General features: G+C 65.0%; 22 protein-coding genes. 11 read left to right on the plus strand and 11 right to left on the minus strand.

Annotation, left to right across the window (positions count from 1 at the left end):
• Positions 1–42: 42 nt before the first annotated feature.
• Positions 43–1,464, minus strand: coding sequence for a glycoside hydrolase family 1 protein (locus QFZ70_RS16195; RefSeq protein WP_373461688.1), 1,422 nt, complete (start codon positions 1,462–1,464; stop codon positions 43–45).
• A 42-nt stretch (positions 1,465–1,506) separates the two neighbouring features.
• Positions 1,507–3,435 (minus strand): beta-glucoside-specific PTS transporter subunit IIABC, encoded by a 1,929-nt coding sequence (locus QFZ70_RS16200; protein ID WP_307097053.1) that lies wholly within the window; start codon positions 3,433–3,435, stop codon positions 1,507–1,509.
• 236 nt (positions 3,436–3,671) lie between these two features.
• Between QFZ70_RS16200 and radA the strand changes: the two genes are divergently transcribed.
• The 3 genes from radA (at position 3,672) to QFZ70_RS16215 (ending at position 6,860) form a co-directional block, all read left to right on the plus strand.
• Positions 3,672–5,045, plus strand: coding sequence for a DNA repair protein RadA (radA, locus tag QFZ70_RS16205; RefSeq protein WP_307097054.1), 1,374 nt, complete (start codon positions 3,672–3,674; stop codon positions 5,043–5,045).
• Positions 5,046–5,162: 117 nt separating this feature from the next.
• A complete protein-coding gene (locus tag QFZ70_RS16210) occupies positions 5,163–5,795 on the plus strand; it encodes a hypothetical protein (protein ID WP_307097056.1) in 633 nt (210 codons plus the stop codon).
• A 42-nt stretch (positions 5,796–5,837) separates the two neighbouring features.
• A complete protein-coding gene (locus tag QFZ70_RS16215; RefSeq protein ID WP_307097058.1) occupies positions 5,838–6,860 on the plus strand; it encodes a cell wall metabolism sensor histidine kinase WalK in 1,023 nt (340 codons plus the stop codon).
• Between the two features lie 38 nt (positions 6,861–6,898).
• On the opposite strand, the gene QFZ70_RS16220 is transcribed toward QFZ70_RS16215, so the two are convergent.
• Positions 6,899–7,168 (minus strand): hypothetical protein, encoded by a 270-nt coding sequence (locus QFZ70_RS16220; protein WP_307097059.1) that lies wholly within the window; start codon positions 7,166–7,168, stop codon positions 6,899–6,901.
• Positions 7,169–7,287: 119 nt separating this feature from the next.
• Here QFZ70_RS16220 and QFZ70_RS16225 point away from each other — a divergent pair, with 119 nt between their 5' ends.
• Positions 7,288–7,755, plus strand: coding sequence for an NUDIX domain-containing protein (locus QFZ70_RS16225; RefSeq protein WP_307097060.1), 468 nt, complete (start codon positions 7,288–7,290; stop codon positions 7,753–7,755).
• Positions 7,756–7,809: 54 nt separating this feature from the next.
• On the opposite strand, the gene QFZ70_RS16230 is transcribed toward QFZ70_RS16225, so the two are convergent.
• The 4 genes from QFZ70_RS16230 to QFZ70_RS16245 are packed head-to-tail and all read right to left on the minus strand — an operon-like array spanning position 7,810 to position 11,355.
• Positions 7,810–8,214, minus strand: a complete 405-nt coding sequence (locus QFZ70_RS16230; RefSeq protein WP_307097061.1) for a universal stress protein — start codon at positions 8,212–8,214, stop codon at positions 7,810–7,812.
• Positions 8,215–8,223: 9 nt separating this feature from the next.
• Positions 8,224–9,750, minus strand: a complete 1,527-nt coding sequence (locus tag QFZ70_RS16235; RefSeq protein WP_307097063.1) for a tripartite tricarboxylate transporter permease — start codon at positions 9,748–9,750, stop codon at positions 8,224–8,226.
• A 10-nt stretch (positions 9,751–9,760) separates the two neighbouring features.
• Positions 9,761–10,345, minus strand: a complete 585-nt coding sequence (locus QFZ70_RS16240; protein WP_373461604.1) for a tripartite tricarboxylate transporter TctB family protein — start codon at positions 10,343–10,345, stop codon at positions 9,761–9,763.
• 5 nt (positions 10,346–10,350) lie between these two features.
• Positions 10,351–11,355, minus strand: a complete 1,005-nt coding sequence (locus QFZ70_RS16245; protein WP_307097065.1) for a tripartite tricarboxylate transporter substrate binding protein — start codon at positions 11,353–11,355, stop codon at positions 10,351–10,353.
• Positions 11,356–11,497: 142 nt separating this feature from the next.
• On the opposite strand from QFZ70_RS16245, the gene QFZ70_RS16250 reads away from it, so the two are divergent.
• The 5 genes from QFZ70_RS16250 (at position 11,498) to QFZ70_RS16270 (ending at position 17,905) form a co-directional block, all read left to right on the plus strand.
• A complete protein-coding gene (locus QFZ70_RS16250; protein WP_307097066.1) occupies positions 11,498–12,382 on the plus strand; it encodes a LysR substrate-binding domain-containing protein in 885 nt (294 codons plus the stop codon).
• Between the two features lie 138 nt (positions 12,383–12,520).
• Positions 12,521–13,435: a 5-dehydro-4-deoxyglucarate dehydratase gene (gene kdgD, locus QFZ70_RS16255; RefSeq protein ID WP_307097068.1), complete on the plus strand. Its 915-nt coding sequence runs from the start codon at positions 12,521–12,523 to the stop codon at positions 13,433–13,435.
• Positions 13,436–13,476: 41 nt separating this feature from the next.
• Positions 13,477–15,081, plus strand: coding sequence for an aldehyde dehydrogenase (NADP(+)) (locus QFZ70_RS16260; RefSeq protein ID WP_307097069.1), 1,605 nt, complete (start codon positions 13,477–13,479; stop codon positions 15,079–15,081).
• A complete protein-coding gene (locus QFZ70_RS16265; RefSeq protein ID WP_307097071.1) occupies positions 15,078–16,406 on the plus strand; it encodes an enolase C-terminal domain-like protein in 1,329 nt (442 codons plus the stop codon). Before QFZ70_RS16260 ends, QFZ70_RS16265 begins: the two co-directional genes overlap by 4 nt.
• Positions 16,407–16,555: 149 nt before the next feature.
• Positions 16,556–17,905 (plus strand): MFS transporter, encoded by a 1,350-nt coding sequence (locus QFZ70_RS16270; protein WP_307097072.1) that lies wholly within the window; start codon positions 16,556–16,558, stop codon positions 17,903–17,905.
• A 78-nt stretch (positions 17,906–17,983) separates the two neighbouring features.
• On the opposite strand, the gene QFZ70_RS16275 is transcribed toward QFZ70_RS16270, so the two are convergent.
• The 3 genes from QFZ70_RS16275 to QFZ70_RS16285 all read right to left on the minus strand — a co-directional run bounded on the left by QFZ70_RS16275 (position 17,984) and on the right by QFZ70_RS16285 (position 22,162).
• The gene (locus QFZ70_RS16275; protein ID WP_307097074.1) at positions 17,984–19,243 is read right to left on the minus strand and encodes a beta-ketoacyl synthase; all 1,260 of its coding nucleotides are present in this window, start codon (positions 19,241–19,243) and stop codon (positions 17,984–17,986) included.
• 5 nt (positions 19,244–19,248) lie between these two features.
• Complete coding sequence (locus QFZ70_RS16280; protein WP_307097075.1) at positions 19,249–20,862, minus strand: peptide chain release factor 3; 1,614 nt, start codon at positions 20,860–20,862, stop codon at positions 19,249–19,251.
• A gap of 208 nt (positions 20,863–21,070) precedes the next feature.
• The gene (locus QFZ70_RS16285) at positions 21,071–22,162 is read right to left on the minus strand and encodes an SDR family oxidoreductase (protein WP_307097077.1); all 1,092 of its coding nucleotides are present in this window, start codon (positions 22,160–22,162) and stop codon (positions 21,071–21,073) included.
• A 355-nt stretch (positions 22,163–22,517) separates the two neighbouring features.
• On the opposite strand from QFZ70_RS16285, the gene QFZ70_RS16290 reads away from it, so the two are divergent.
• On the plus strand, positions 22,518–22,733 hold the full coding sequence (locus QFZ70_RS16290; RefSeq protein ID WP_307097079.1) for a hypothetical protein: 216 nt from the start codon (positions 22,518–22,520) through the stop codon (positions 22,731–22,733).
• 246 nt (positions 22,734–22,979) lie between these two features.
• The gene (disA, locus tag QFZ70_RS16295) at positions 22,980–24,056 is read left to right on the plus strand and encodes a DNA integrity scanning diadenylate cyclase DisA (protein ID WP_307097082.1); all 1,077 of its coding nucleotides are present in this window, start codon (positions 22,980–22,982) and stop codon (positions 24,054–24,056) included.
• Between the two features lie 71 nt (positions 24,057–24,127).
• On the opposite strand, the gene QFZ70_RS16300 is transcribed toward disA, so the two are convergent.
• Entirely contained in the window at positions 24,128–24,805 is a 678-nt protein-coding gene (locus QFZ70_RS16300; protein WP_307097083.1) for a hypothetical protein, read from the minus strand.
• Positions 24,806–24,898: the final 93 nt, after the last annotated feature.

The raw sequence follows: 24,898 nt of genomic DNA on the forward strand, positions 1-24,898 counted from the left end.
CCTGTCCGGAAACTCTGCTGGCGCCAGTCTTTCAGACCGGGGCTAGTTCTTCAGGCTCGCGCCGTTGCTGGCGATGACTTCCTTGTACCACCCGTAGGACTTCTTCGGGTAGCGATCAAGGGTTCCGGTGCCGTCATCGTTGCGGTCCACGTAGATGAACCCGTAGCGCTTGCTCATCTGCGCGGTGGAGGCACTGACCACGTCGATGCATCCCCACGCGGTGTAGCCCAGCAGCTGCACCCCGTCGTCCACGGCTTCACGGGCCTGCACCAGGTGGTCGTTGAGGTACGCGATGCGGTAATCATCCGCGACGGTTTTGGCCCCGTCCACTTCCACGAGCTGGTCTTTGGCGCCTACGCCGTTTTCCACGATGAAGAGCGGCTTCTGCCACCGGTCCCAGTAATCGTTGAGGGCTACGCGCAGGCCCTGCGGATCGATCTGCCAGCCCCATTCGGAGGCTTCGAGGGTGGGGTTGACCACGCCTCCCATGATGTTGCCGGGGCCGGTCACCTTCTTCGCCGGGTCCGCCGTCTCGCAGACGCTCATGTAGTAGCTGAAGGAGACAAAGTCCACCGTGTTCTTCAGGTCCTCACGGTCCTGCGCGGTGATGTCCAGCTCGATCCCGTTGTCCCGGAAGTAGCGCAGCAGGTAGCCCGGGTACTCGCCGCGGCAGTGGATGTCGCCGAACGCGTAGCTGTCCTGCGCGGTATGCATCGCCGCCACCACGTCGGCCGGGTCCGGAGTCAGCGGGTATACAGGGAGTGCCAGGATCATGCAGCCAACCTGGGCACCGGGCATCAGCTCATGTGCCAGTTTGGTGGCCCGCGCGGACGCCACCAGCTCGTGGTGGATGGCCTGGTAGAGGTCCTGCTTGGTGAGCTGCTCCTTGGGCGCGGGGATGCCGCCGGAGAGGAACGGCTCATGGAGCACGGAGTTGATTTCGTTGAACGTCAGCCAGTACTTCACCCGGGACCCAAAGTGCTCGAACAGGGTGCGGCAGTAGCGTTCGTAGAAACCGATCAGCTCCCGGTTGGTCCAGCCGTTGTACTTCCGGGCCAGGTGCAGCGGGGTCTCGTAGTGGCTGATGGTCACCAGCGGCTCGATGCCGTGCTTTTCCAGTTCGTCCAGCAGGCGGGAGTAGAAGGCAAGGCCTTCGGCGTTGGGGGTTTCCTCGTCGCCCAGCGGGAAGATGCGGCTCCACGCGATGGAGAAGCGGTAGACCTTGAATCCCAGGTCCGCAAAGAGGGCGATGTCCTCCTCGTAGCGGTGGTAGAAGTCGATCGCTACCTGCTTGAGGTTTTCCGGCGTCGGTCCTTCCGTAGGGGTTTCGGTGATGCCCTTGGGCATCACGTCCTGGATGGAGAGCCCTTTGCCGCCCTCGTTGTAGGCGCCTTCGATCTGGTTGGCGGCGGTGGCGCCGCCCCAGAGGAATCCTTCGGGGAAAGTGGTGGTCACAGTAATTATTCCTTCATCAGTAGGACTGGAAAGTGGAGTGCGGGCCTGGGCTCAGACCTGGACGGTGATGGCGGTCTCGCCCTGGGCGAGGGTACCGCCGGCCACCGGGTCGACGCCCGCCAGCTGGGCGGTGTTGGTGACCATCACCAGGGTGGTGGTGTCATAGCCTGCTTCGGTTACCACGTCCAGGTCGACGACGGCGAGCAGGTCGCCTGCACGGACCTGCTGGCCGCGGGTAACGGCGGATTCGAACCCGCGGCCCTGGAGCTGGACGGTGTCGATGCCGATGTGGACCAGGACCTCCACGCCGTCGTCGGACTTGATGCCGAAAGCGTGGCCGGTCTTCATGGCCGCCTTGATGGAGCCGGAAATCGGCGAGTAGATGCGGCCGTCCGCCGGGATGATGCCCAGGCCCTTGCCCATGGCGCCCGAGGCGAACACCTTGTCCTGGACGTCGGCCAGCGCAACTGCCTGTCCGGCGACGGGGGCGAGGACCTCAACGGTGCCGGTGGCAGTGCGGCTCGTGGTGCCGGTCGCTGCGGAAGTCGGGACGGGCGCAGCAGCCTCATGCGTATCCGCAGCCGTTTCGGGAACGGAAGTGCCGGCGTCGGACGCTGCTTCTTCCGCCTCACGCGGGCCGAAGAAGAACGTCAGGAGGAAGGCAACGGCGATGGCGATGCCGGTCCCGAGCATCAGGAGGGCGAAGCTGCCCACAGTGCTGAACGCGGGCAAACCCAGCAGTGACGGGAACACAAAGGACGTGGCTCCGCTGCCGCCGACAGCCACGATGGCGCCGCCCACCACACCGCCCGCGATGCCGAAGTAAAACGGCGTCTTCAGCGGCAGGTTGACACCGTAGATGCCTGGTTCGGTAATGCCTGCCAGGAAGCCCGATAGTGCAGCAGGGCCGGCCACCGTGCGGCGGGCCTTGTTGCGGGTCCGGAACATCACGGCGAGGGTTGCGCCGGCCTGCGCCAGCACCGCCGGCAGCAGCGGGCCCATCAGCAGGGAGTGGCCCTGCGTGGCGATCTCGTTCAGCATGCCCGGGACGAGTCCCCAGTGCAGGCCGAAGAGGACAAAGACCTGCCAGAAGCCGCCCATGATGGCGCCGGCGAGCCAGGGAGCGAAGGTAAAAGCCGCAGTGATGCCCGCCGAGAGGCTCTGGGCGGCAAAGGTGGTGACGGGGCCGACTGTCATCAGGACCAGCGGGACCATAACCACCAGGGTCAGCAGCGGAGTGGTGAAGTTCCGGATCGCGGACGGGAGCACTCGGGTGTTGAAGCGCTCCAGGTAGCCCTGCAGCCAGACGGCCACGATGATCGGGATGACGGAACTGGTGTAGTTCATCATCACCATCGGCAGGCCCATGAAGCTGACCGGTTCGGCCTGGGCGGCGAGCGCCACAATGCTCGGGTAGACCAGCGCACCGCCGATGGCCATCGAGGTGAACTGGTTCGCTTTGAACCTCTTCGCGGCGGTAACCGCCAGGAACATCGGCAGGAAGTAGAACAGGGCATCCGCGGTGGCGGCCAGGATCACGTTGGTCTGGGACGCCGGATCCAGCCAGCCGAGCTGTGTTGCCAGGCTCAGGAACGCCTTGAGCAGGCCGGCTGCGGCCAGCGGCCAGATGACCGGCGAGAAGATCGAGGAGATCATGTCGATGAAGCGGTTGAAGATGTTGCCGTGCTGGGCCGGCTCCTCGTCAGCCGCCGCGGCGTCCCCGGTGAGCTTTGTGATCCTGCCGAGCTCGGCGTAGACCGTGGGGACATCGTTGCCGATGACCACCTGGTACTGGCCGCCCGCCTGCATCACTGTGATCACGCCGGGCAGTTTTTCGATGGCGGCCGTGTCGGCCTTTGCGTCGTCCCGCAGCTTAAGCCGGAGCCGCGTTGCGCAGTGGGTGGCGCTGGCGATGTTGGTCTCGCCGCCCACTCCCTGCAAGATATCTCCGGCCAGCGACCGGTAGTCCACAGTTGCCATGTCAGACCTCTCTGTCTATTTTGGGCACAAAAAAAGACCCGAGACGCACGTACTGTGCTTCTCAGGTCTTGCCCCGATTCCGGGTAACAATCCTGTAGGCGAAAATGCCTTCGACGTTTGACTATACAGGTGGCTGTGGTCACCGGCAAGTGCTTTCCCGCGCACCTCCAGTGACGTGCTTGCGTGGCATCTGGGCAGACGGGGAAATGTCAGGGCCCGCCGTTAGGGTGGACCCCATGGCAACAAAGACTTCCCGGGCGTCCAAGGTGCCCGCCTACAAGTGCGCTGAGTGCGGCTGGACCACGGTCAAATGGGTGGGCCGGTGCGGTGAGTGCCAGGCGTGGGGCACAGTTGAGGAAACGGGAGCCGCTGTTGCGCGAACGACGGCGGCCACCACTGTTCTGGAGCCGGCGCGCCGGATCGCCGAGGTGGACGCCACCACGGCTGCGTTCCTGCCCACGGGCGTTGATGAACTGGACCGGGTTCTGGGGGGCGGGCTGGTGCCGGGTGCAGTCATCCTGCTGGCGGGTGAACCCGGTGTGGGCAAGTCCACGCTGCTGTTGGACGTCGCGGCAAAGTTTGCCCGGACCGCGCAGGACGTGCTCTATGTGACCGGTGAGGAATCGGCAGCACAGGTCAAGCTCCGTGCCGAGCGAATCGACGCCGTCGCGGAATCGCTGTACCTTTCTGCGGAAACCGATTTGGGCCAGGCGCTGGGGCAGGTGGAGAAGATCGAGCCCCGGCTCCTGATCGTGGACTCCGTGCAGACCCTCAGCAGCGCCGATGTGGATGGCAGCGCCGGCGGTGTTTCGCAGGTCCGTGAAGTGGCTGCCTCCATCATTGCCGCGGCCAAGCGGCGGAACATGACAACCCTGCTCGTGGGCCATGTGACCAAGGACGGCTCCATCGCCGGGCCGCGGCTGCTGGAGCATTTGGTGGACGTGGTCTGCCAGTTCGAGGGCGAACGCCATTCCCGGCTGCGGCTGCTCCGCGCCGTCAAGAACCGCTACGGACCCACCGACGACGTCGGGTGCTTCGACCTGAACGAGAACGGCATCGAAGGGCTCGCCGATCCCAGCGGCCTGTTCGTCAGCCGCACCAAGGAGCCGGTTTCAGGCACGTGCATCACCGTAACGATGGAGGGCCGGCGTCCGCTGCTGGCGGAGGTGCAGTCGCTGCTCGCCGAAAGCCCCAACTCGCAGCCCCGGCGGGCCACCAGCGGCCTGGACAGCTCCCGGGTTTCCATGCTCCTGGCTGTCCTGCAGCAGCGCGCAGGCACCATGCTGCACAAGGACGATTCCTACGTGGCCACGGTGGGGGGCGTGAAGCTGAGTGAACCTGCCACGGACCTCGCTGTTGCCCTTGCGGTGGCCTCAGCCAAGGCCCGCAAGCCCCTACCGATCCGCCTGATTGCCTTTGGCGAGGTGGGCCTGGCCGGTGAGGTCCGCCCGGTCCCCGGCATTAACCAGCGCATCCAGGAGGCTCACCGGCTGGGGTTCACGCACGCCGTAGTTCCTGCAAGCCACACCGGGCCGGGGCCGGTTCCGGCCGGCTTCTCGGTCCGCGAAGTGGAGCACTTGACGGAGGCCCTGAGTCTGCTGATTGGATAGGACTTGCTGCTTGGGTAGAGCTTGCGGGTGGTTACCGACGGGCCAACTCCTGTTGTCACCGGTACTCTGGAGCTATCTTCGGGCAGCCGGAGGGTATTTCTGCGCTGGGGGGCCGGATTGCTGAAGCAACGTCAAGATTCGGACATAGCTGTGGCCGATGCCGGGGAACTGTCCATCGATGGCCCCATTGCCGACCGCGTCGATGCGCTGTACGGAACGCTTGCGGTCCGGGGCCGGATTGTCTTGGCCCAACTGCCCCTCACCCTCACTGTTTGCCTGGTGGTGGCAGCTGCGGCGGTGTTCAGCCCGGCCACCCTGGCGAGCGACATGTTCCGCCTGGCGCTGCTGGCCCACACGGCGATCTTCGCCGCCTGCCTGGCTGTACCTTGGGCGAGGTTGCCCATTGGCGCCTCTGCGGCTATTCCCATCCTCGACTGCGTGGCCATCGGATTTACCCGGGAAGCAGGCGGGCCGGTCTTCAACGTACTCAGCCTTTTGCTGGTATTTCCCGTCATTTGGCTTTCCGTGCGTCGCCGCCGGCACATGTTTTTCCTCGCCATCCTCGGGGCGGTGCTCAGCACTGTGCTCCCCGCCGCCGTCGTCGGCTCATCTCCGACTGCCCCGGAAATGATCAGGATGATATTCCTGCCCCTTGTAATGTCGGCCATCGCCGTGACCGCGTATGCCGTGGCCGGCATCGTCCTCCGGCAACGCCAGAGACTCCTGCACAACGAAAATGAACTGGCATAGACGCTCGCGGAAAACGCGCGCCGCCAGCACCTTTTGGATGCGGTGCTCGGAGCAGTAGGAATTGGTGTTTGGGTGGTGGATGCCGGGGGCAGGACCGTCCTGACGAACAAGGCCATGCAGGCTGATCCAGCGCTGGCAGGCCTCACCCAAACGGCTGGCCAGGGCGGGCTTCACCTCGCCGACCGGTCCTCCCCTGTGCCCCCGCACCTGTCCCCTGTTTCGCGTGCGATCAGCGGTTCCACCATTGCCGATGAGCTGTATTGGGTCGGAGACCCGGCCGATCAAGCACACCAGCGTGCCTATTCGGTGGGCACCCACGGCATACGTGCCGGGGAAGGGGAGGACTGCGGTTCCGTCCTGACATTCGTGGACGTGACGAGCCTCATCAGCGCGCTGGCTGCCAAGGACAATTTCGTTGCTACCGTTTCCCACGAGCTTCGCACACCGCTGACATCGATCCTCGGCTACCTTGAGCTGGTATTGGACGAGCCAGGCCACGAGGAGATCCAGGCGGAGCTTTTGGTGGTGCACCGCAATGCCCAACACCTGCTGGGCTTGGTTAACGACCTCATCGCGGTGGCGTCGGAGCGCATGGAACTGTCCTTGGAGGACACGGACCTGGCAAGGCTGCTGGCCGATGTAGTTGACTCGACAATTCCCAAGGCGGCAACGAACGGGCTCCAACTGGTACTCGACGTTGAGCAGCCATTGCCCGCCCGGGTGGACCCGAACCGGATTCGCCAAGTGATTGGTAACCTCCTCTCCAACGCAATCAAGTACTCGCCCGAGGGGGGACGGATCACAGTGCTGGCTGGAAGGAGCGGGGCGGAGCTTGTGTGTTCAATTACGGATACCGGCGTAGGCATGAGCGCCGACGAGCAGGAGCAGGCGTTTACGAAGTTCTTCCGGTCAGCGCGGTCCCGTGAAACAGCAATCCCCGGCGCCGGCCTGGGCTTGCCGGTCAGCAAAACGATTATCGAAGCGCACGGCGGAACAATAAGGCTCAACAGCTCTCCCGGCGCGGGTACCACGGCAACATTCACCATCCCGTGCGCTGATAGCTAAGCACCATGGGCTTCTGCCCCGCCCCGGCCGGCAGCAGGTTAAGGGTGCTGCGGAAGCTCGTCGGGGTCGTCCCTGTGGGCGCTGAAGAGCCAGCCGGCAACGTCGCTGCGCAGCACCAGGAGCGGGCCGCCGGTAGGGCTGACGTTTCCGGTGGGAACGTAATAGCCACGCCCTGAACCGGGTCCTCCGGCCGCCCGGTCCAAGGCGTCCACAAGATACCTCGGCAGGTGGCCCTGCGGGCCAAGCGTGCGAAGCTCATCAAGTTCATCCGGCGTTAGCCGTCCCAAAATTTCAGCGATGTTAGCCATGACGGGTCCCTTCGAGCAGAGTGCCTGAAGGAATAACCTAAAGCAGCGCCATGAACTGCAGGTTAACGTTGGACGGGAGTTTCCGTTCGTTTTGAAAACTTCCAGCAGGTGGAGGACAAATGCCGGTTTTCAGCGCAGGAATACTGCTGCACAGGAGGACAAACCCGGGCGGCCTGGAGGTCTGGATAGCCCACATGGGCGGACCGTTCTGGGCGCGCAAGGACGCGCAGGCGTGGTCAATCCCGAAGGGCGAATACAGCGAGGACGAGGAGCCGCTGGCGGCAGCCCTGCGGGAGTTCGCCGAAGAAATGGGCTCCCCCGCCCCCGCCGCGGACTACCAGCAACTCGGACAGTTCCGGCAGCCGTCCGGCAAGATCATCACGGTCTTCACCGCGGAGCAGGACTTCCGGCCCGAGCAGATCGTCAGCAACACCTTCCCGCTGGAGTGGCCCAAAGGTTCAGGCCGGATCCAGCATTATCCGGAAATCGATGACGCCCGCTGGTTTCCGGAAGCGGAAGCGCGGCTCAAGCTGGTGAAGGGCCAGCTACCGGTCCTGGATGCCCTGGCGGAACACGTCCGCCGTTGAACGTAAGAAGCCGGTGACCCCAGAGGGGGTCACCGGCTTCTTCGCGACTGGATGCTAGAAGTTGCCGCCGTCGGCCTTGACGGCCAGGACGGGCCGGTCGGCCTGCATCAGGATCTGCTGGGCGTGGCTTCCCAGGATGAACTTGCCCACCTGGGTGCGGTGCCGCAAGCCAATAACGATGAGCGAGGCATCAACATCCCTGGCGACGTCAAGGAACTCATCGGCCAGGTCGTGCTGGTAGGGCGGCTGAATGACAGTTGCCGTTACTCCGACGTCGGCAGCACGCCTGGCGGCCTGCGCCAGGACGTCCTCCGTCGCCACTGACTTGTCCACCAGGGCACCCTGCCGCGCCGAATTGACGATCACAAGGTCCTCGTTCCGGAGCTTCGCTTCGGCGATGCCTGCCGTGAGTGCGGCCTGTCCTGCGGGTGTGGGGACGAATCCAACGATGATGCTCATACCTTCTCCTTAGATGTCCGGCGTGACGGCTGATGTTGTGGCAGTTGAAGTGCGCTTGCGCTTGGCGATGGCAGTGCGGACGGCCGGAAGCACAGCTACCAGGACGAAGACCACCAGCAGGGTGGCGGAGATGGGACGGCCGAAGAAGCCGAGGGGCTCGCCGCCGAACATCAGCAGGGAGCGCCGCATCGAGCTTTCCAGCAGTTCACCCAGCACGAAGGCCAGCACCAGGGGGCCCGGTTCGAAGCCGAACTTCTTCATGAGGTAGCCGACGATGCCGAAGACCACCACGAGCGTCACATCAAACATGCTGTTGTTGATGGTGTAGGCACCCAGCAGCGTAATGAGGGCTGTGACGGGTGCCAGGATGGCGGCGCGGACCCGGAGGATCCTCACGAAGATTCCCACGAGCGGCAGGCTCATGATGAGCAGCAGGATGTTGCCGATGTACATGGAGTTCACCACGCCCCAAAAAAGTTCGGGGTTCTGCTCCACGAGCTGAGGGCCGGGGGTTACCCCCTGGATCAGCAACGCGCCGAACATCAGAGCCATGGTGGCGTTGGCGGGAATGCCGAGCGTCAGCAGCGGTATGAAGGACGATGTGGCCGCGGCGTTGTTGGCCGTTTCCGGTCCGGCCACGCCCTCGGGGGCACCCTTGCCGAAACGCTCCGGCTGCTTGGCCCGCTTCTTCTCCATGGCGTAGGAGGCCATGGAAGCAATAGTCGCGCCACCCCCGGGGAGGATTCCCAGGAAGAAGCCCAGCACGGATCCACGGCCGATAGCTCCGGAAGCCTGCTTGAGGTCTTTGCGGGAAGGCCAGACGTTGGCCACCTTCGACGGCGCCTTGGCAGCGCGGTGCCGCTCCTCCAGGTTGTAGAGGATCTCGCCCAGGCCGAAGATACCCATGGCGATCGGCACGAAGTCGATGCCGTCTGCGAGTTGCAGGCTGCCGAAGGTGAACCGGCTTTCGCCGGTGAAGATGTCCCGGCCAACGGTAGCGAGGAGCAGTCCGAGCGCCGCGGCGATCAGGGCCTTGGCTTTCGATCCGCTGCTGATGGTGGCAACGAGGAGGATGCCTAGCATCGCCAGGGCGGTGTACTCGGGCGCACCGAAATCCAGAGCGAAGCTCGCCACGATGGGTGCGAGCAACGTCAATCCGATGATGGCTGCTGTTCCGCCGACGAAGGAGCCGATGGATGCCAGGCCAAGCGCCGTGCCTGCCCTGCCCTGTTTCGCCATCTGGTAGCCGTCGAACACGGTGACCACCGAGGAAGCTTCACCGGGCAGCCGCAGGAGCACCGAGGTGATGGTGCCGCCGTACTGTGCGCCGTAGAAGATGCCGGCCAGCATAATGATGGCGGTGACCGGTTCCACGTTGTACGTCAGCGGGAGCAGGATGGCGATGGTTGCCGCGGGCCCGAGGCCCGGCAGCACACCGATCAGCATGCCGATCACGACGCCGACCAGGCAGTAAAGGAGGTTGGTGGGCTCCAGGACTACCGCGAATCCGTTGATAACGGGATTGAGAAAATCCACGGAAGTTCTCCTAGAAGAGGTGGGGAATTGAGGTGTTCAGGGCGAGGACGAAGATGGCATAAAAACCAATAACGACGCTCGCGCTGACCACCAGGGTGGAGCGCCAGGTTTCACCGCCGAGGAAGCGCATCCAGATGACGCACAGCGCCAGCGCGGGCAGTTCAAAGCCGATCAGCGGCATCAGGGCCACCATCGCAGCGAGGGTCACCAGGCCGGTCAGCGGCGCGGTGGACATGCGCGTGAACTTTTCCGCGTCCCGGTTGTGGCGGCCGGCAATCAGCTGGAACAGTCCCAGGGCCACCATGACGCAGCTGATGATGAACGGCCAAAGGCCGGGCTGTGGGGTGGCCGGAGTGCCCAGCCCCATGGCCATCGAAAGAATGCCTGCAGCAATGCCGACGCCAAGGACCACCAACGACGACGCAGCGTTGGCGAGGGCGCCGGCTGCGGGAGGCTTTTCCTCCTCCCACTGTGCTGCCAGCTGCTCCGGCGTCAGGTCGTCCAGAACTTCGTCCTGGAGGGAGTGCGGGGTGTCCCCGCCGGAGGCAGCAGTACTGGTGCTGCCTCCGGTGGGTCCTGCGGGGGTTCCTTTCACAGGAATCACTTATTTCCGCTCAGGCTGATGTCGTACTTCTCCACCAGTTCCTTGTACTTTGCCGCGTAGCCCTTCCACTCAGTGACTACTTCCTCCCCGGAGATCTCCTTCGGGGTCAGCGAGTTCTTCTTGTTGAACTCCTTGTAGGCGTCCGACTTGAAGGTTTCCTGGAAGGCGGCAAGGAGCTTGTCCTTGACCTCCTGCGGCGTGCCCTTGGGCGCGGCCACGGCCCGGTACTGGGCCACGGGAACGTCAAAGCCTGCTTCCTTCGCCGTCGGGGTGTCCTTCAGGAAGCTGTTGCGTTCCTCGGAAAAGACCAGGAGCGGGGACACCTTCCCTGCCTGGATCTGCGGCATGGCTTCACCGAGCTGAATGGTGGCGAGCTCCACCTGGTTACCCAGGACGGCCGTCAGGGCAGGCTTGCCGCTGTCAAAGGGAATGTCCGTGCCGGTGACCTTGGCCTGTTTGAAGAGCACCGTCTGGGCCAGTTGGCTACCGGTGCCAACACCGGTGGTGCCGAACGTGACGCTGCGGCCGGCGCTCGTCACATCCTTGAAGCTCTTGAAGCCTGACTCGGCGCTGGCCACCAGGACGTAGTCGTCCTGGGAGAGGCCCGCGATGATGTCCAGGTCGTCAATGTTGACGGCCTCGTCCGGCGTCACTGCCAGCGGGGTGATGGTGATCAGGGAGGCGGTCAGCAGGACCAGCTCCTGGCCATCGGCGGGTTTGCCGGCCACTTCCTTCGTGGCCAGGGCACCGTTGGCGCCGGGCTTGTTGACCACGGGCATCGGCTGGCCGAGGGTCTTGGAAGCACCTTCGGCTAGGGCGCGGGCGATCAGGTCGGTACTGCCGCCGGCAGCCTGACCCACCGAGAGGTTGACCGGTCCGGACGGGTATTTCGCGGAATCGGCCGTGCCGCCGCCGGCGACGTTGCCGCACGCCGTCAGCGCCAGCAGCGTGACGGCAGAGGCCGCTCCGAGAATCGTGCGGCGTGTGGGGAAGTGCTTCATTGGAACTCCTAGTTGGCACGGCGGGCGTTGGGGCCCGGAACATCTGTGAAGCGGGTCACCCCGTTCGCTTTGTCGAGTGTAGGGAGTGGTTATGATGCATGTCTAAGCCCAAATCTGCATCATTTGATACCTGGAAGGCATCATGTTTACTTTTGACCAGCTGGCCGGCTTCATCGCCGTAGCTGAGGAGCTCCACTTCGGACGGGCGGCCGAACGGCTGAACATGACTCAGCCCCCGTTGAGCCGCCAGATCCAGAAGCTGGAAAAAATCGTCGGGGCAGAACTGCTGGAACGGGACAACCGGAAGGTGGAGCTTACGCATGCTGGACAGACGTTCCTGGAGGAGGCGCGCCGGCTTATGGCCCTCGCCGAACGGGCACCGGTAACGGCACGGCGGATCGCCTCGGGGCGCTCGGGCATTCTCCGCATCGGGTTCACGGCGGCCAGCGGCTTCAGCATCCTGGGGCCGCTGCTGGAAGAGCTTTCAGGCATCATTCCCGATGTGGATGTTGACCTGCAGGAACTGGTAACAGGTGATCAGCTCAATGGCTTGTTGACGGGAGAACTCGATCTCGGCTTGGCACGCCCCCCGTTCGACAAGGAGACATTCGACTCCCACCTGCTCTACCGCGAGTCCATGGTCCTGGCCGTCCCCTCCGGCCACCCCTTGACGCTGCTGGCGCGCGATATCTCGCCCGAGGACTTCAAGGAGGAGCCGTTGATAATGCACTCGGCAACCCAGGCCCGCTACTTCTACGACCTGGTGGTCCGGACACTTCCCTTCAACCATGCCAACGTTGTCCACACCGTGAGCCAGATCCTGACAATGGTCTCGCTCGTTGCAGCAAAGCGCGGGCTGGCGTTTGTGCCGCACTCTGCCACCCTGCTGGGCATCAAGGGTGTGGAGTTCCTGCCGCTGGCGGTAAGCGACAGCGAACAGGTTGAACTCCATGCCATCTGGAACCGCAGGATAACCAACCCTGCGCTGGCCCGACTTCTGCGGGACCTTGAGTTCGCTATGGAATAAGTGGGGACGGCAGTCCGCTCATGCTTGCAAGGTATCAATACATACAAAAATGCACTTAGACAGGCATCAGCAGCACTCCTAGTCTGGAGGGGAATCATCAGCCCGCCGCCCGCGGCGCACACACCGGAGGACCACACCGTGGCAAAGTACTCACCCCAGGAACTGGCGGACACCCTCAAGGAAGGCCTGCTGTCCTTCCCTGTCACCTCGTTCGACGCCGAACTTCAGTTCGATGAGGAGAACTACCGCAAGCACCTGGCGTGGCAGGCAAGCTTCCCGGTGGCCGGCCTGTTCGCCGCCGGCGGCACCGGGGAGGGCTTCTCGCTGACCCCGGCGGAATCAGAGCGCGTAGTCCGCACCGCCGTCGAAGAAGTGGGCGGGCAGGTTCCTGTCCTCGCCTCCGCCGGCGGATCCACCGCCCAGGCCATCGAGAACGCGAAAGCTGCCGAAGCAGCCGGCGCCGACGGACTCCTGCTCCTCCCGCCGTACCTGACCGAGGCTGACCAGGCCGGATTGACGGAGCACGTCAGCGCCATCTGCAGCGCCACGTCCCTCGGCGTTATCATCTACAACCGGGCCAACGCCATCTACAAGGACACCACGGTGGCAACACTGGCCGACCGCCACGAAAACCTGATCGGCTTCAAGGACGGCGTGGGCGACCTCGAGCACGACGCCCGCGTCTACGCCAAGCTCGGCGACCGCCTTTTCTACCTGGGCGGCCTGCCCACGGCCGAAACCTTCGCGCTGCCGCTGCTGCAGCTCGGCATGAGCACCTACTCCAGCGCCATGTACAACTTCGTCCCGCAGTTCGCGCTGGACTTCTACCAGGACGTGCGCAACAACGACCGCGTGGCCGTGAACAAGAAGCTCAACGACTTTGTGATCCCGTACCTGGATATCCGCGACCGCGTGAAAGGCTACTCGGTATCCATCGTCAAGGGTGGCCTTGACGCCATCGGCCGGTCCGCCGGGCCGGTCCGCCCGCCGCTGCAGAACCTCGCCGAGCAGGACCTCGCGGACCTCAAAGCCCTCATCGCCAGCGTTTCCTGATCGACCGTCTCCTGATCCACCCTCTACTAGGAGGAACCACCGTGACCCTTACCGGACACTCACTGATCGCCGGACAGCCCACTGCCGGCGGTGGCAAAACCACTTTTGGCTTCGACCCGGCCACAAACCAGGCACTGGAGCCCTCCTACACGCTGCTCACCGAGGAGCAGCTTAGGGCAGCAACGGCCGCCGCCGCCGAGGCATTCGCGTCCTTCAGCACCCTTGACCCGGAAACCCACGCCGGCTTCCTCGAAGCCATCGCGGAGAACATCGAGGCAATTGGCGAGGAACTCATCATTCGCGCCGGCCAGGAAACGGGCCTCCCCGCCGCCCGCCTGCAGGGTGAGCGGGCGCGTACCACCGGCCAGCTGCGGCTCTTCGCGAACGTGGTCCGCCAGGGCGACTTCCGCGGCGTCCGCATCGACCCCGCCATCCCTGAGCGCACTCCCCTGCCCCGCGCCGACATCCGCCAGCGCCAGATCCCCCTCGGCCCCGTCGCCGTGTTCGGCGCCAGCAACTTCCCGCTGGCCTTCTCGACGGCGGGTGGAGACACTGCTTCCGCCCTCGCCGCGGGCTGCCCGGTGGTCTTCAAAGCACACAACGCCCACCCGGGCACCAGCGAACTCGTGGGCCAGGCCATCACCAAAGCGGTCGCGGACAACGGGCTGCACCCCGGTGTCTTCTCGCTGATCTACGGCCCGGGGGCAAGCATCGGCCAGGCCCTCGTCGCCGACCCCGCCATCAAGGCCGTCGGCTTCACCGGATCCCAGGCAGCCGGCGTCGCCCTGATGCGCACCGCTGCGGGCCGCCCCGAGCCCATTCCCGTCTACGCGGAAATGTCCTCCCTGAACCCGGTCTTCGTCTTCGAAGGCGCCCTAAAGGGTGACGTCGACGCCTTAGCGCAGCAGTACGTCACCTCCGTGACCGCCAGCTCCGGCCAGCTCTGCACCTCCCCCGGGCTGCTCTTCGCCCCCGAAGGCGAGCTGGGCGACAAACTTGCCGCCGCCGTCGGCCGCGCTGTTTCCGCAAGCGCCGGACAGACCATGCTCACCGAAGGCATCGCCAAGTCCTGGAACGCGGGAGCGGAAAACCTCGGCAATGCCGAGGGCGTCCAGGTCATCGGCCAAGGCACTCCGGGCCCCACCGAGAACGCCCCCGCCCCCACCATCTTTGGTACCGGCGTTACGGAATTCACCAGCAACCACGTCCTGCACGAGGAAATTTTCGGCGCCGCGTCCCTGGTGATCCGCTATTCCTCCGTGGCGGACCTGCTCCAGGCCGCCGCCCGCATCGAAGGCCAGCTGACCGCCTCGCTGCAGCTCACCGAAGAGGACTACCCGACGGCGGCACGCCTCCTTCCGGTCCTGGAGCAAAAGGTGGGCCGCATTATCGTGAACGGCTGGCCCACGGGCGTTGAAGTAGGCCACGCCATGGTTCACGGCGGCCCCTTCCCCGCCACTTCCGACTCCCGCACCACTTCCGTCGGAACCCTCGCCATCAACCGTTTCCTGCGCCCCGTCGCCTACCAGAACCTCCCCCAGGAACTGCTCCCGGAGGCGCTGCAGGATGCCAACCCCTGGCAGCTCAACCGACGGATCGACGGCGAAGTAGTAGCCGCTGCAGAGAAAGCCGAGGTCAGCGCATGAGCAACCAGCCCACCATCGCCGGCATCGAGGTTGTTCCGGTTGCCGGGTACGACAGCATGCTGATGAACCTCAGCGGTGCGCACGGTCCCTTCTTCACCCGCAACATCGTCATCGTTACCGACTCCGACGGCCGCACCGGCCTGGGCGAGGTTCCCGGCGGCGAGAAAATCCGGACCACCATCGAGGAAGCCGGCGCACTGATCAACGGCAAGCCCGTGGCCCGCTACCGCTCGCTCCTGCGGGAGGTTGCGGCCGAGTTCGCTGACCGCGACGCCGGCGGCCGCGGCCTGCAGACCTTCGACCTCCGCACCACCGTCCACGCCGTCACCGCCGTCGAGTCAGCCCTGCTGGACCTGCACGGGCAGTTCCTCGGCGTGCCCGTGGCGGAACTGTTGGGTGACGGGCAGCAGCGCACTTCGGTGCCGATGCTCGGTTACCTGTTCTTCATCGGCGACCACGCCCGCACGGACTTGCCCTACCTCGTGGAGGACGCGCCTGCTGACCGCTGGGAGAAGCTCCGGCGCCAGGAGGCAATGACGCCGGACGCCGTCGTCGCGCTGGCCGAAGCTGCCCAGGAACGCTACGGCTTCAGCGACTTCAAGCTCAAGGGCGGCGTGCTGTCCGGCGACGATGAGGTGGATGTTGTCACGGCACTGGCCAGGCGCTTCCCCGACGCCAGGGTGACCCTGGACCCCAACGGTGGCTGGCTGTTGGAGGAAGCCATCCGTCTCGGCAAGCGAATGCAGGGCGTTGTGGCCTACGCCGAGGACCCGTGCGGTGCGGAGGGGCGCTTCTCGGGCCGCGAAGTGATGGCGGAATTCCGCCGCGCCACCGGGCTGAAGACAGCCACCAACATGATCGCCACGGACTGGCGGGAAATGTCCCACGCCATCCGCAGCAACGCCGTGGACATCCCGCTGGCCGATCCGCACTTCTGGACGATGCACGGCTCCGTCCGGGTGGCGCAGATGTGCCACGAGTTCGGCCTCACCTGGGGCTCGCACTCGAACAACCACTTCGATATCTCGCTGGCGATGTTCACCCACACGGGGGCCGCAGCTCCGGGCGAGATCACGGCACTGGACACACACTGGATCTGGCAGGACGGCCAGGGCCTGACCAAGAACCCGCTGCAGATCAAGGACGGCGCCATCGAGGTTCCGGCCGCCCCGGGCCTCGGCATCGAGCTGGACCGCGAAGCCCTGGACAAGGCGCACCAGCTGTACTTGCAGCACGGCCTCGACGCCCGTGATGACAGCATCGGCATGCAGTACTACATCGAGGGCTGGTCCTTCGACCCGAAACGGCCCTGCCTGGTCCGCTAGCAGCCGTCAGGCAACCAGCCGGGCAGCAGCCTTCGGGTCACTGACTGCTGCCTGCCGTCCAGTAAAGTAGTGGGGTCGCTGTGACCGGCCCCACTACTTTTCGTGAGCCCGCAGCCGGCCTGCGTTATCTATTCCAAAGGAAACATCCAATGATGTCTGTGGACAATGCTGTCTCGGACGTGGCCTCGGCCACGAAGAAGTTTTTCAAGCGCGTGCTGCCCATCATGCTGGTCATGCTGGTCTGCAACCAGCTGAACCGGTCAAACATCGGGTACGCGCAGGACCATCTCCAGGCTGACGTCGGCATCGGTGCCGCGGCCTACGGTTTTGGCGCCGGGCTGTTCTTTATCGCCTACGCAATTTTTGAACTTCCCAGCAACGTGATGATGGAAAAGTACGGCGCCAAGGTGTGGCTGGCAAGGATCATGGTCAGCTGGGGCATAGTCTCCTTCCTGATGGCTTTCGTGCAGAACGAAACCATGTTCTACGTCCTGCGGTTCCTGCTGGGCGCGGCAGAGGCCGGCTTCTTCCCCGCCGTCATCTTCTACTTCGCCCGCTGGGTTCCGGCGGGCCAGCGCGGCAAGGCCACGGCCATCTTCATTGCCGGCTCCTCGATCGCCGCCGCGCTGTCCGGCCCCATCGCCGGGATGCTGCTTAGCCTCCACGGCGCCCTGGGCCTGCGTGGCTGGCAGTGGCTTTTTGGCTTCGAGGGGGCCCTGTCCGTAGTTGTGGGCTTTACCGTGTTTTTCCTCCTGGACGCCAAAATCAACGACGCCAAGTGGCTCACCGCTTCTGAAAAGGATGCCCTGTCCAAGGCCATCGCCGATGAGGACGCGCAGCACACCACTACCGACGGCGGGAAGATCAACCGCTGGAAGATGCTCCTGAACCCTCAGATCCTGCTGCTGTGCGGCATCTACTTCTCGGTGCAGCTATCCATTTACGCCAACACGTTCTGGCTGCCCAGCATCATCAAGCAGATCCCCGGCACCACCGACCTGACGGTTGGCTTCCTGTCCTCCATCCCCTGGATCTGCGCCGTGTTCGCCATGTACTTCGCCGCGAAACTGCAGGACAAGGCCACGTCCAAACGCCCGCTGCTGGTGGTTGCACTCCTGGTCGCCGCAGTGGGCACATTTGCGGCAGCCATCGCCTCGCCGGTCATGGCGCTGGTGTTCCTGGCCATAGCTGCCATGGGCTTCAAGAGCGCTTCCCCGCTGTTCTGGACCATTCCGCAGTCAGGGCTGCATCCGCTGGTCCTCGCCCCCGCCATCGCCATCATCAACTCGCTGGGCAACCTGGGCGGCTTCGTTGCCCCGTTCGGCTTCGGCATCATCAAGGAGCAGACCGGCAGCGTCATCCCCGGCCTGTTCGCGCTGGCAGCGGCCTCCACCATCGCGGCGGGCCTGGTGTATTTCGTAAAGGAACGCCGCACTGAAACTGAGCCGGCCGCCGCCGAGGACCTCAGCGTGGAGGCGCCGGTTCCGAGCCGGGCTTAACGCTAAACAGACCCGGGTGGAAATCCCGTCCGGCCAACAAAACTCTGCCCGGGCCAGCAATCTGGCCCGGGCTTTTGGCTACGCGCCCGTAATCACCAGGGCGACGCTGTGCCCGCCGAAACCGAAGGCGTTCACCAGGCCGGCCGGGGCATTGTCCGGCTGAAGCTGGCGGACGTCTTCGGTGACAACGTTAAGGTCCACCTCCGGGTCCACCTCCTGGACGTTCAGGGTTCCCGGGAGCATCCCGGTGCGCAGTGCCTCAACCACCACCACGGCCGCCAGCGCACCAGCACCGCCCAGCAGGTGGCCGGTATGGCCCTTGGTGGACGTGACCGGGATGCCCGGACCGAAGATCGCGTTGATCGCCTGGCCTTCCAGCCGGTCCCCCACGGGTGTGGAGGTGGCGTGGGCGTGAATGAACCCGATGTCCTCGGCGGCCAGGCCGGCGGACTCAAGCGCCTTCTGCATGACCCGCCGCTGCATGGCAGGATCGGCTGCCACAATGTCGTTCGCGTCCGACGTCACCGCGCCGCCTGCCACGGCACCGAGCACGGCTGCGCCGCGGGCGCGTGCGTGCTCTTCGCTCTCCAGCACCACCACGCCGGCGCCCTCCGCGAGGACAAAGCCGTCACGGCCGCCGTCGAACGGGCGTGACGCACGCTGCGGATCCCCGGCGCGGGTGGACAGCGCGCGGATCTGGGAAAAGCCGGTAATCACCAGGTCGTTGACGGAGGCGTCAACGCCGCCGGCAATTACGACGTCGGCTGCGCCGGAGCGGATCATCTCGGCTGCCTGGACAATCGCTTCCGCCCCGGACGCGCATGCGCTGACCGGGGTCCGGGCGCCGCCGCGGGCACCGAGGTCGATGGAGACCCAGGCCGCCGGGCCGTTGACCATCAGGCGGGTGAGTGTGTGCGGCGAAACCTTGCGCGGGCCCGCTGCCGCAAGGGTGCGGTCCTGCTCCAGCGTGGAGCCGAGCCCGCCGTAAGCGGAGCCGATCACCACGGCGAAGCGCTCCGGATCCACCTCGGGGGCGCCCGCCTGTTTCCAGGCTTCGCGGGCGGCGATAAGCGCAAGCTGCCCGCAGCGGTCCATGCGCTTCATTTCGCGGGTGCTGAGGTGCCCGGACAGATCAGTGGTGACCTGCCCGGCAATCTTCACGGGCAGCTGTTCCGCCCACGCATCCTCGAGCGGTGCAATGCCGGACTTTCCGGCCACCAGCGCGGACCAGGTTTCGGCCACTGAGGAACCGAGCGGATTGATGGTGCCGGCACCGGTAATCAATGCGCGGGGTTGAACTGCGGCGGGTTGCACCGCGCCGGATTGCACTGCGTTCACGGTTCCTACTTTGCGGGGTTGTGGGTGCCGATGGGCACGAGGGTGAGGTCCGGGTGGTTTTTTTCGATCCGGCGAAGGGCCCAAACATCGTTGAACAACGCGAGGTACTCGCCGTCGGACCGCAGGAGCACCTCGGCGCCCGGTACGTTCGCCAGTGCGGGCATGGCATCCGCCGTCGAGATCCTGGCCAGGGAGTAGGGCAGGCGCTCCAGCCGCATGGGGGCGCTGAAGTCGTGCGCCATCCGGTCCTCCACCACTTCGAACTGCATGGGGCCGACGGCGGCGAGCACCGGTGCCTGGTCCCCGCGGACGTCGGAGCGGAGCACCTGGATAACGCCCTCGTGCTCAAGCTGCTCGATGCCGCGGCGGAACTGCTTGAACTTGCTGGGGTCCTTGGACCGGGCCACCTGGAAGTGCTCCGGGGCGAAGAGCGGGATGGCCGGGTATTCCACGGCGTCCTCGAGGAAGAGGCTGTCCCCCACGCGCAGGGAGGACGCGTTGACCAGGCCCACCACGTCACCCGGGTAGGCCTCATCAATCACTTCGCGTTCCCGGCCGAAGACCTGCTGCGCGTACTTGGTGGCGAACGACTTGCCGGTCCGGGTCTGGGTGACCACCATGCCGCGCTCGAAGACGCCGGAGCAGACCCGGATGAAGGCCACGTGGTCCCGGTGGGCCTTGTTCATGCCGGCCTGGACCTTGAAAACGAAGCCGGAGAACGGGGACGCCACGGGACGCGGGGTGCCATCAACATCGGGCCGCGGAGCTGCCGGCGGAGCGAAATCCACCAGCGCGTCCAGCAGTTCCTTCACGCCGAAGTTGAGCGCGGCGGAGCTGAACAGGATGGGGGTGGCCTTGCCGGCGTGGAAGCTTTCGACGTCGAACTCCAGGTTCGATTCAATGACCAGACCGGCCTCGTCCACGGCGTCGGACCAGTTGCTGCCCTGGCTTTCGGCCGCTTCCTCCGGGGTGAAGTACTCGGTGAGCGCGATCTGCGCGCCGGCATTGTTGCGCTGGAACCGGGCAAAGCAGTCATTGCGCAGGTCCCAGACGCCGCGGAAGTCGCCGGAGATGCCCACGGCCCAGGTCAGCGGCATGGGCTGCAGCCCGGTGCGCTCGGTGATCTCGTCCATCAGTGCCAGCGCGTCCAGGCCCGGGCGGTCCCACTTGTTGATAACGGTGATGATGGGCAGGTTCCGCTGCTTGCAGACCTCGAACAGCTTCATGGTCTGGGTTTCCAGGCCTTTGGCGGCGTCCACTAGCATCACTGCGCAGTCGACGGCGGCGAGCACCCGGTACGTGTCCTCGGAGAAGTCGGCGTGGCCGGGGGTGTCCAGGAGGTTGATGACGGTGTCCCGGTAGGAAAACTGCAGCGCCGCCGAGCTGATGGAGATGCCGCGGTCCTTTTCCATCTGCATCCAGTCCGAGACCGTTTCCTTGCGGTTGGCCTTGCCGCTGGAGGCACCGGCGGTGCCGATGACCTTGGCGTGCAGCGCGAGCGCCTCGGTCAGCGTGGATTTGCCGGCGTCAGGGTGCGAAATAACAGCAAAGGTCCGACGCCGGGCCGCCTGTTTGTGAATCTCGTGGACCCGGGCGGGGCTAAGGACATCTTGGGACACGGTGCTACTTTCGCTGCGGTTTGGGCAACCCCGGGCACTGCCTCATCAGACGTTGCGGCTGGGGACCGGGGGAACGGGCTGGCGAACAGCCAAGTTCCAGTTTATCGCAGGGCTGCAACCGGCAGCGGCAGAGCCTTACGCTCCACCCGTTTCATGTCCGCCTGCCCGTTCCCCCCGCCAGCCATCCGGCCTGGAGCCGGCACCATGCTCAGGAAATGAGGTTCTCTGCCCGGTAGCGGTCGAAGAGTGCGATAAACGCGTCCAGGGTCCGCCGGTACCCGGTGAACCCGGCATCCCGGCTCTTGCCCATGTCGGTCACTACCTCAATATTTCGTCCCAGGTCGCTGTCTGTGTGCCACCAGGACGCCAGCCGATCCAACTCCGGCTCGCTGAGGTTATGGCGCGCGGCAAGTTCCCTCCACTGGTCCTCGCGCCCTGCCATGGACTGTTCAAGGGGCCGGGGTTCCCCCTCGAACCCCTCCCACTCCACACCGAAGTAGGCCGCGAGCTTCGGCCACATCCAGCGCCAGCGGAACACATCGCCGTTGACAATGTTGAAGGCCTCGTTGGCAGCCTTTGGCGTGGTGGCTGCCCAGATCATGTGCTCGGCGAGCACGCCGGCCTCCGTCATGTCGGTCAGGCCGTTCCACTGCGTCCCGGATCCCGGAAAGACAAACGGCTCTCCGTTCTCCCTGCAAAGGGTCGCTTGGGCGGCGAGGGTGAGGCCCATGTTCATGGCATTGCCCACCGCATGCCCAATGACGGTGTGCGCGCGGTGCACGGACCAGGTAAATCCTTGATCAGCCGCTGCTGCCCAGAGCTCGTCCTCCTGCGCGTAGTAGAAGTTCCGCACCGGCAGGCGTGGCTCCTCCTCGTGGAAGGGCGTGTCCGCCATCTCTCCGGCTGCGTACGCCTCAAAGGGTCCGAGGTAGTGCTTGAGCCCGGTCATCAGCGCAACGTGGGCCACGTCCTTGCCACGAAGTGCAGCGAGGAGATCACGCACCATGCCGGCATTGACGGTGATGTTTTCCTCCTCGGTGTCCCGCCGCGACCATGCCGTGAAAAAGACATGCGAGGGATTCTCCGGCCCCAGTACAGCTGTCAATGACTCAGCGGAGGTCAGGTCTGCGGAGAGCCAGCGGACACCGGGGCGCTCCGCTCCGGGGTTGCGGGACAGGGCAAGGACGGCCCACCCCTGGGCTGCCAGATTGTCCACAAGGGCTGACCCAGCGATGCCGGTGGCCCCTACTACGAGAGCCGTGCGCCCGGTACCTGTTGTTGTTCCTGTGCCGAAATCCATGGTGCTCCTACTGGTCGGTGCTGCCCGTGCCCGCACCTAAGCCAGGTGGTCAGGCTCCGGCAGGGGACGAACGCTGCGTGCACGGCGGCGGTAAGCCGCCGTCGGTCTAATAGCGACAAGACACTGGTCCCGGCAGATATTCCTTGCCGCCGGGCTGGTGCACGGCATCCCGGGAGGTTCGGTTCCTCAGGGGCGGGAACTAGCTGCAGGCCAAACCCGTGCTGCCGCAGTAATCCCCCGGCCCTTAACACCCGCGAAACAGGGAGTTCAAAGCCGCGAAATCCCGGCCAGCTAGCGTGGCCGCATGATGACGTACGGCAGTCCGATGCACCGCCATGTAAGGGCCTGAGCAGCAGTGGAGGGCGTTTCCTTCTCCAGCAACCTGTTTTTTGATCCTTTGGCCACCGGCCTGGCTCCCGTCGGAATCCAGGACCACAGCGCCGCCCGGCCTGCGGAAACTTCCAGGCGGCGCGGGACCCAGTCAGCCGCCGAGCAAAAGGCCCTCAGGGCGGCGTCCCTTACCAAGGTCAGCAGAGACCTGGAGCGGATGCTTCAGCAGCGGCCCCGCTGACCCCCGGCGTCAAGGCCACCAAGCGGATTCAAAAGTACCCGGCCAGCCACCCGCCGTCGAACACTTTCCCAGCCACTTCCGCACGTCCCCTAATGGGGCACTTTAGGGCCTGACCGTGCGGAAGTTGGCTTTCTTACCCCTATCATTGAGCTTGCGGGAAATCGAGTACTTTTGTTCCTGCCGGCCAAGCGTGAAAGCCGGCATTTTCTGCGGGCGGCAGTCCGCACCTTTGAAGGGAAACACCTAATGGCGCGGAGCCCCGAAGAATCTCTAAGGGCAACTCTGGGCAGGGTGGCACCCGGAACACCGCTCCGTGACGGCCTTGAGCGCATTCTCCGGGGACGGACCGGGGCGCTGATCGTATTGGGCTCGGACAGGACCATCGACTCCATCTGCTCGGGCGGTTTCGACATCGGCATCGATTTCTCCCCCACACGCCTGCGCGAGCTCGCCAAGATGGACGGCGCCATCATCTGCGACAAGGACGCCGGCAACATCCTCCGCGCCGCCGTCCAGCTTGTCCCGGACTCCAGCATCGAAACCCACGAATCCGGCACGCGCCACCGCACAGCCGAACGCGTGGCCATCCAGACCGGAGTGCCCGTCATCTCCGTCAGCCAGTCCATGCAGATTATTGCCCTGTACGTGAACGGCCTGCGCCACGTCCTGGAAGGTTCGGAGACGGTCCTCGCGCGCGCCAACCAGGCCCTTGCCACACTGGAGCGCTACCGCTCACGCCTGGACCAGGTCACCAGCTCGCTGTCTGCGTTGGAGATTGAAGCGATGGTGACCGTCCGGGATGTGGCAGTCACCCTGCAGCGGCAGGAGATGGTTCGCCGCATCTCGGAGGAGATCTCCCAGTACGTCCTTGAACTGGGCGAAGACGGCCGCCTCCTCTCGCTCCAGCTTGATGAGCTCACTGTAGGCCGCGGCCCCGGAAGCGACGTCATCATCCGCGACTATGCCTCGGCCCACGCCTCCCCCGAGGAAATCGAAAAAGCTGTCAGCGCTCTCGTGAACCTCGGGCCCACGGAGTTGATTGACCTCGGCAAAATCTCGGGGATCGTCGGCTTTGCGGGCGGTGAGGCAAACCTCGACGCTGTAGTGCAGCCGCGCGGCTACCGCCTGCTTTCGGGACTGAAGGCAGTTCCGAAGGCAGTTGCTGACCGCTTGGTGGACCACTTCGGAGGTCTGCAGTTCCTGATGGCGGCCACCATCGATGATCTGATGACGGTGGACGGCATCGGCGACCAGCGGGCGCGGACGGTGCGGGAAGGCTTAAGCCGGATGGCGGAAGCAAGCCTGTTGGACCGCTTCCTCTAGTCCCTACTGGCGGCCTCGCCTCGCAAGCCCGGCCAGGGAACCCTGCCAGCGTGGGCCCATTGCAGCACCGATCAGTTCAGCTGGAAGACAGCCTGAGGGCTGGCACGCGAGCCGAGTTTGGCGGTGAAGATGTAGTATGCCCCGCCGCCGCCGGGCTTGGCTTCCACGGGCTGGCAGCCTTCAACGCTGCGGTTCCGGGACCACGGGAAGTTTGCGGTTTCGCTGGCGCCGGGAGCGATGATTTTCAGCAGGTCCTCGCTTTTTGCCTGGCAGTCCCGGGACGAAAAGATGCGGTCCGGCCCGCTCGTCACCAGGTACTCCATCTGGGAGGTTCCGATATTGACCTCACAGGGCATGGTGCCGCCATTGGTCACCTTGAGCGTGAACATCGGCTTTTCCCCGGGCCCGTAAGCGGCCTTGTCCGTGGACGCCGAGACTGTGACCAGGTTCTGGTTGCAGGTGGGCGTGGCTGAGGGCGTTGGTGTAGGTTCCGGAGCAGACGCCGACGGCGATGCGGCCGCTGACGCCGTCTCACCAGCAGTGGGGTCCGTGGACGATGCCTGCTCCGACCTGCCGCTGACGGCCCCTGCCAGGGCGAACCCGCCGGCCACCAGCGCGATGACCATGAGCAGCGCCACGCCGAGGAACAGCCGACGCCGGCGGTACACGGCGGGGCTCGGCTTACGGACGGTGCTCGAACCGGATACCGTCGCCCTGCCACGTGATGCTGAATTGCCTTGCCTGCCCATCCTTCTAGGCTAGAGAACGGGCGCGGATCTGCTTCACCACCACGCCGCCGCTCAGGCAACGCTCTGGTCACATCCCGTTTTCAGGCCCGCAGG

The organism is Arthrobacter sp. V1I9 (assembly GCF_030817075.1).
GTDB lineage: Bacteria > Actinomycetota > Actinomycetes > Actinomycetales > Micrococcaceae > Arthrobacter.

Excerpts from the sequence above, each read along its gene's own strand:
- QFZ70_RS16220 (WP_307097059.1), bottom strand. The coding sequence starts at position 7,168 with ATGGCTAACATCGCTGAAATTTTGGGACGGCTAACGCCGGATGAACTT.
- QFZ70_RS16265 (WP_307097071.1), top strand. The coding sequence starts at position 15,078 with ATGAGCAACCAGCCCACCATCGCCGGCATCGAGGTTGTTCCGGTTGCC.
- QFZ70_RS16300 (WP_307097083.1), bottom strand. The coding sequence starts at position 24,805 with ATGGGCAGGCAAGGCAATTCAGCATCACGTGGCAGGGCGACGGTATCC.
- QFZ70_RS16285 (WP_307097077.1), bottom strand. The coding sequence starts at position 22,162 with ATGGATTTCGGCACAGGAACAACAACAGGTACCGGGCGCACGGCTCTC.
- QFZ70_RS16270 (WP_307097072.1), top strand. The coding sequence starts at position 16,556 with ATGATGTCTGTGGACAATGCTGTCTCGGACGTGGCCTCGGCCACGAAG.
- QFZ70_RS16230 (WP_307097061.1), bottom strand. The coding sequence starts at position 8,214 with ATGAGCATCATCGTTGGATTCGTCCCCACACCCGCAGGACAGGCCGCA.
- QFZ70_RS16225 (WP_307097060.1), top strand. The coding sequence starts at position 7,288 with ATGCCGGTTTTCAGCGCAGGAATACTGCTGCACAGGAGGACAAACCCG.
- disA (WP_307097082.1), top strand. The coding sequence starts at position 22,980 with ATGGCGCGGAGCCCCGAAGAATCTCTAAGGGCAACTCTGGGCAGGGTG.
- QFZ70_RS16250 (WP_307097066.1), top strand. The coding sequence starts at position 11,498 with ATGTTTACTTTTGACCAGCTGGCCGGCTTCATCGCCGTAGCTGAGGAG.
- QFZ70_RS16245 (WP_307097065.1), bottom strand. The coding sequence starts at position 11,355 with ATGAAGCACTTCCCCACACGCCGCACGATTCTCGGAGCGGCCTCTGCC.
- QFZ70_RS16200 (WP_307097053.1), bottom strand. The coding sequence starts at position 3,435 with ATGGCAACTGTGGACTACCGGTCGCTGGCCGGAGATATCTTGCAGGGA.
- radA (WP_307097054.1), top strand. The coding sequence starts at position 3,672 with ATGGCAACAAAGACTTCCCGGGCGTCCAAGGTGCCCGCCTACAAGTGC.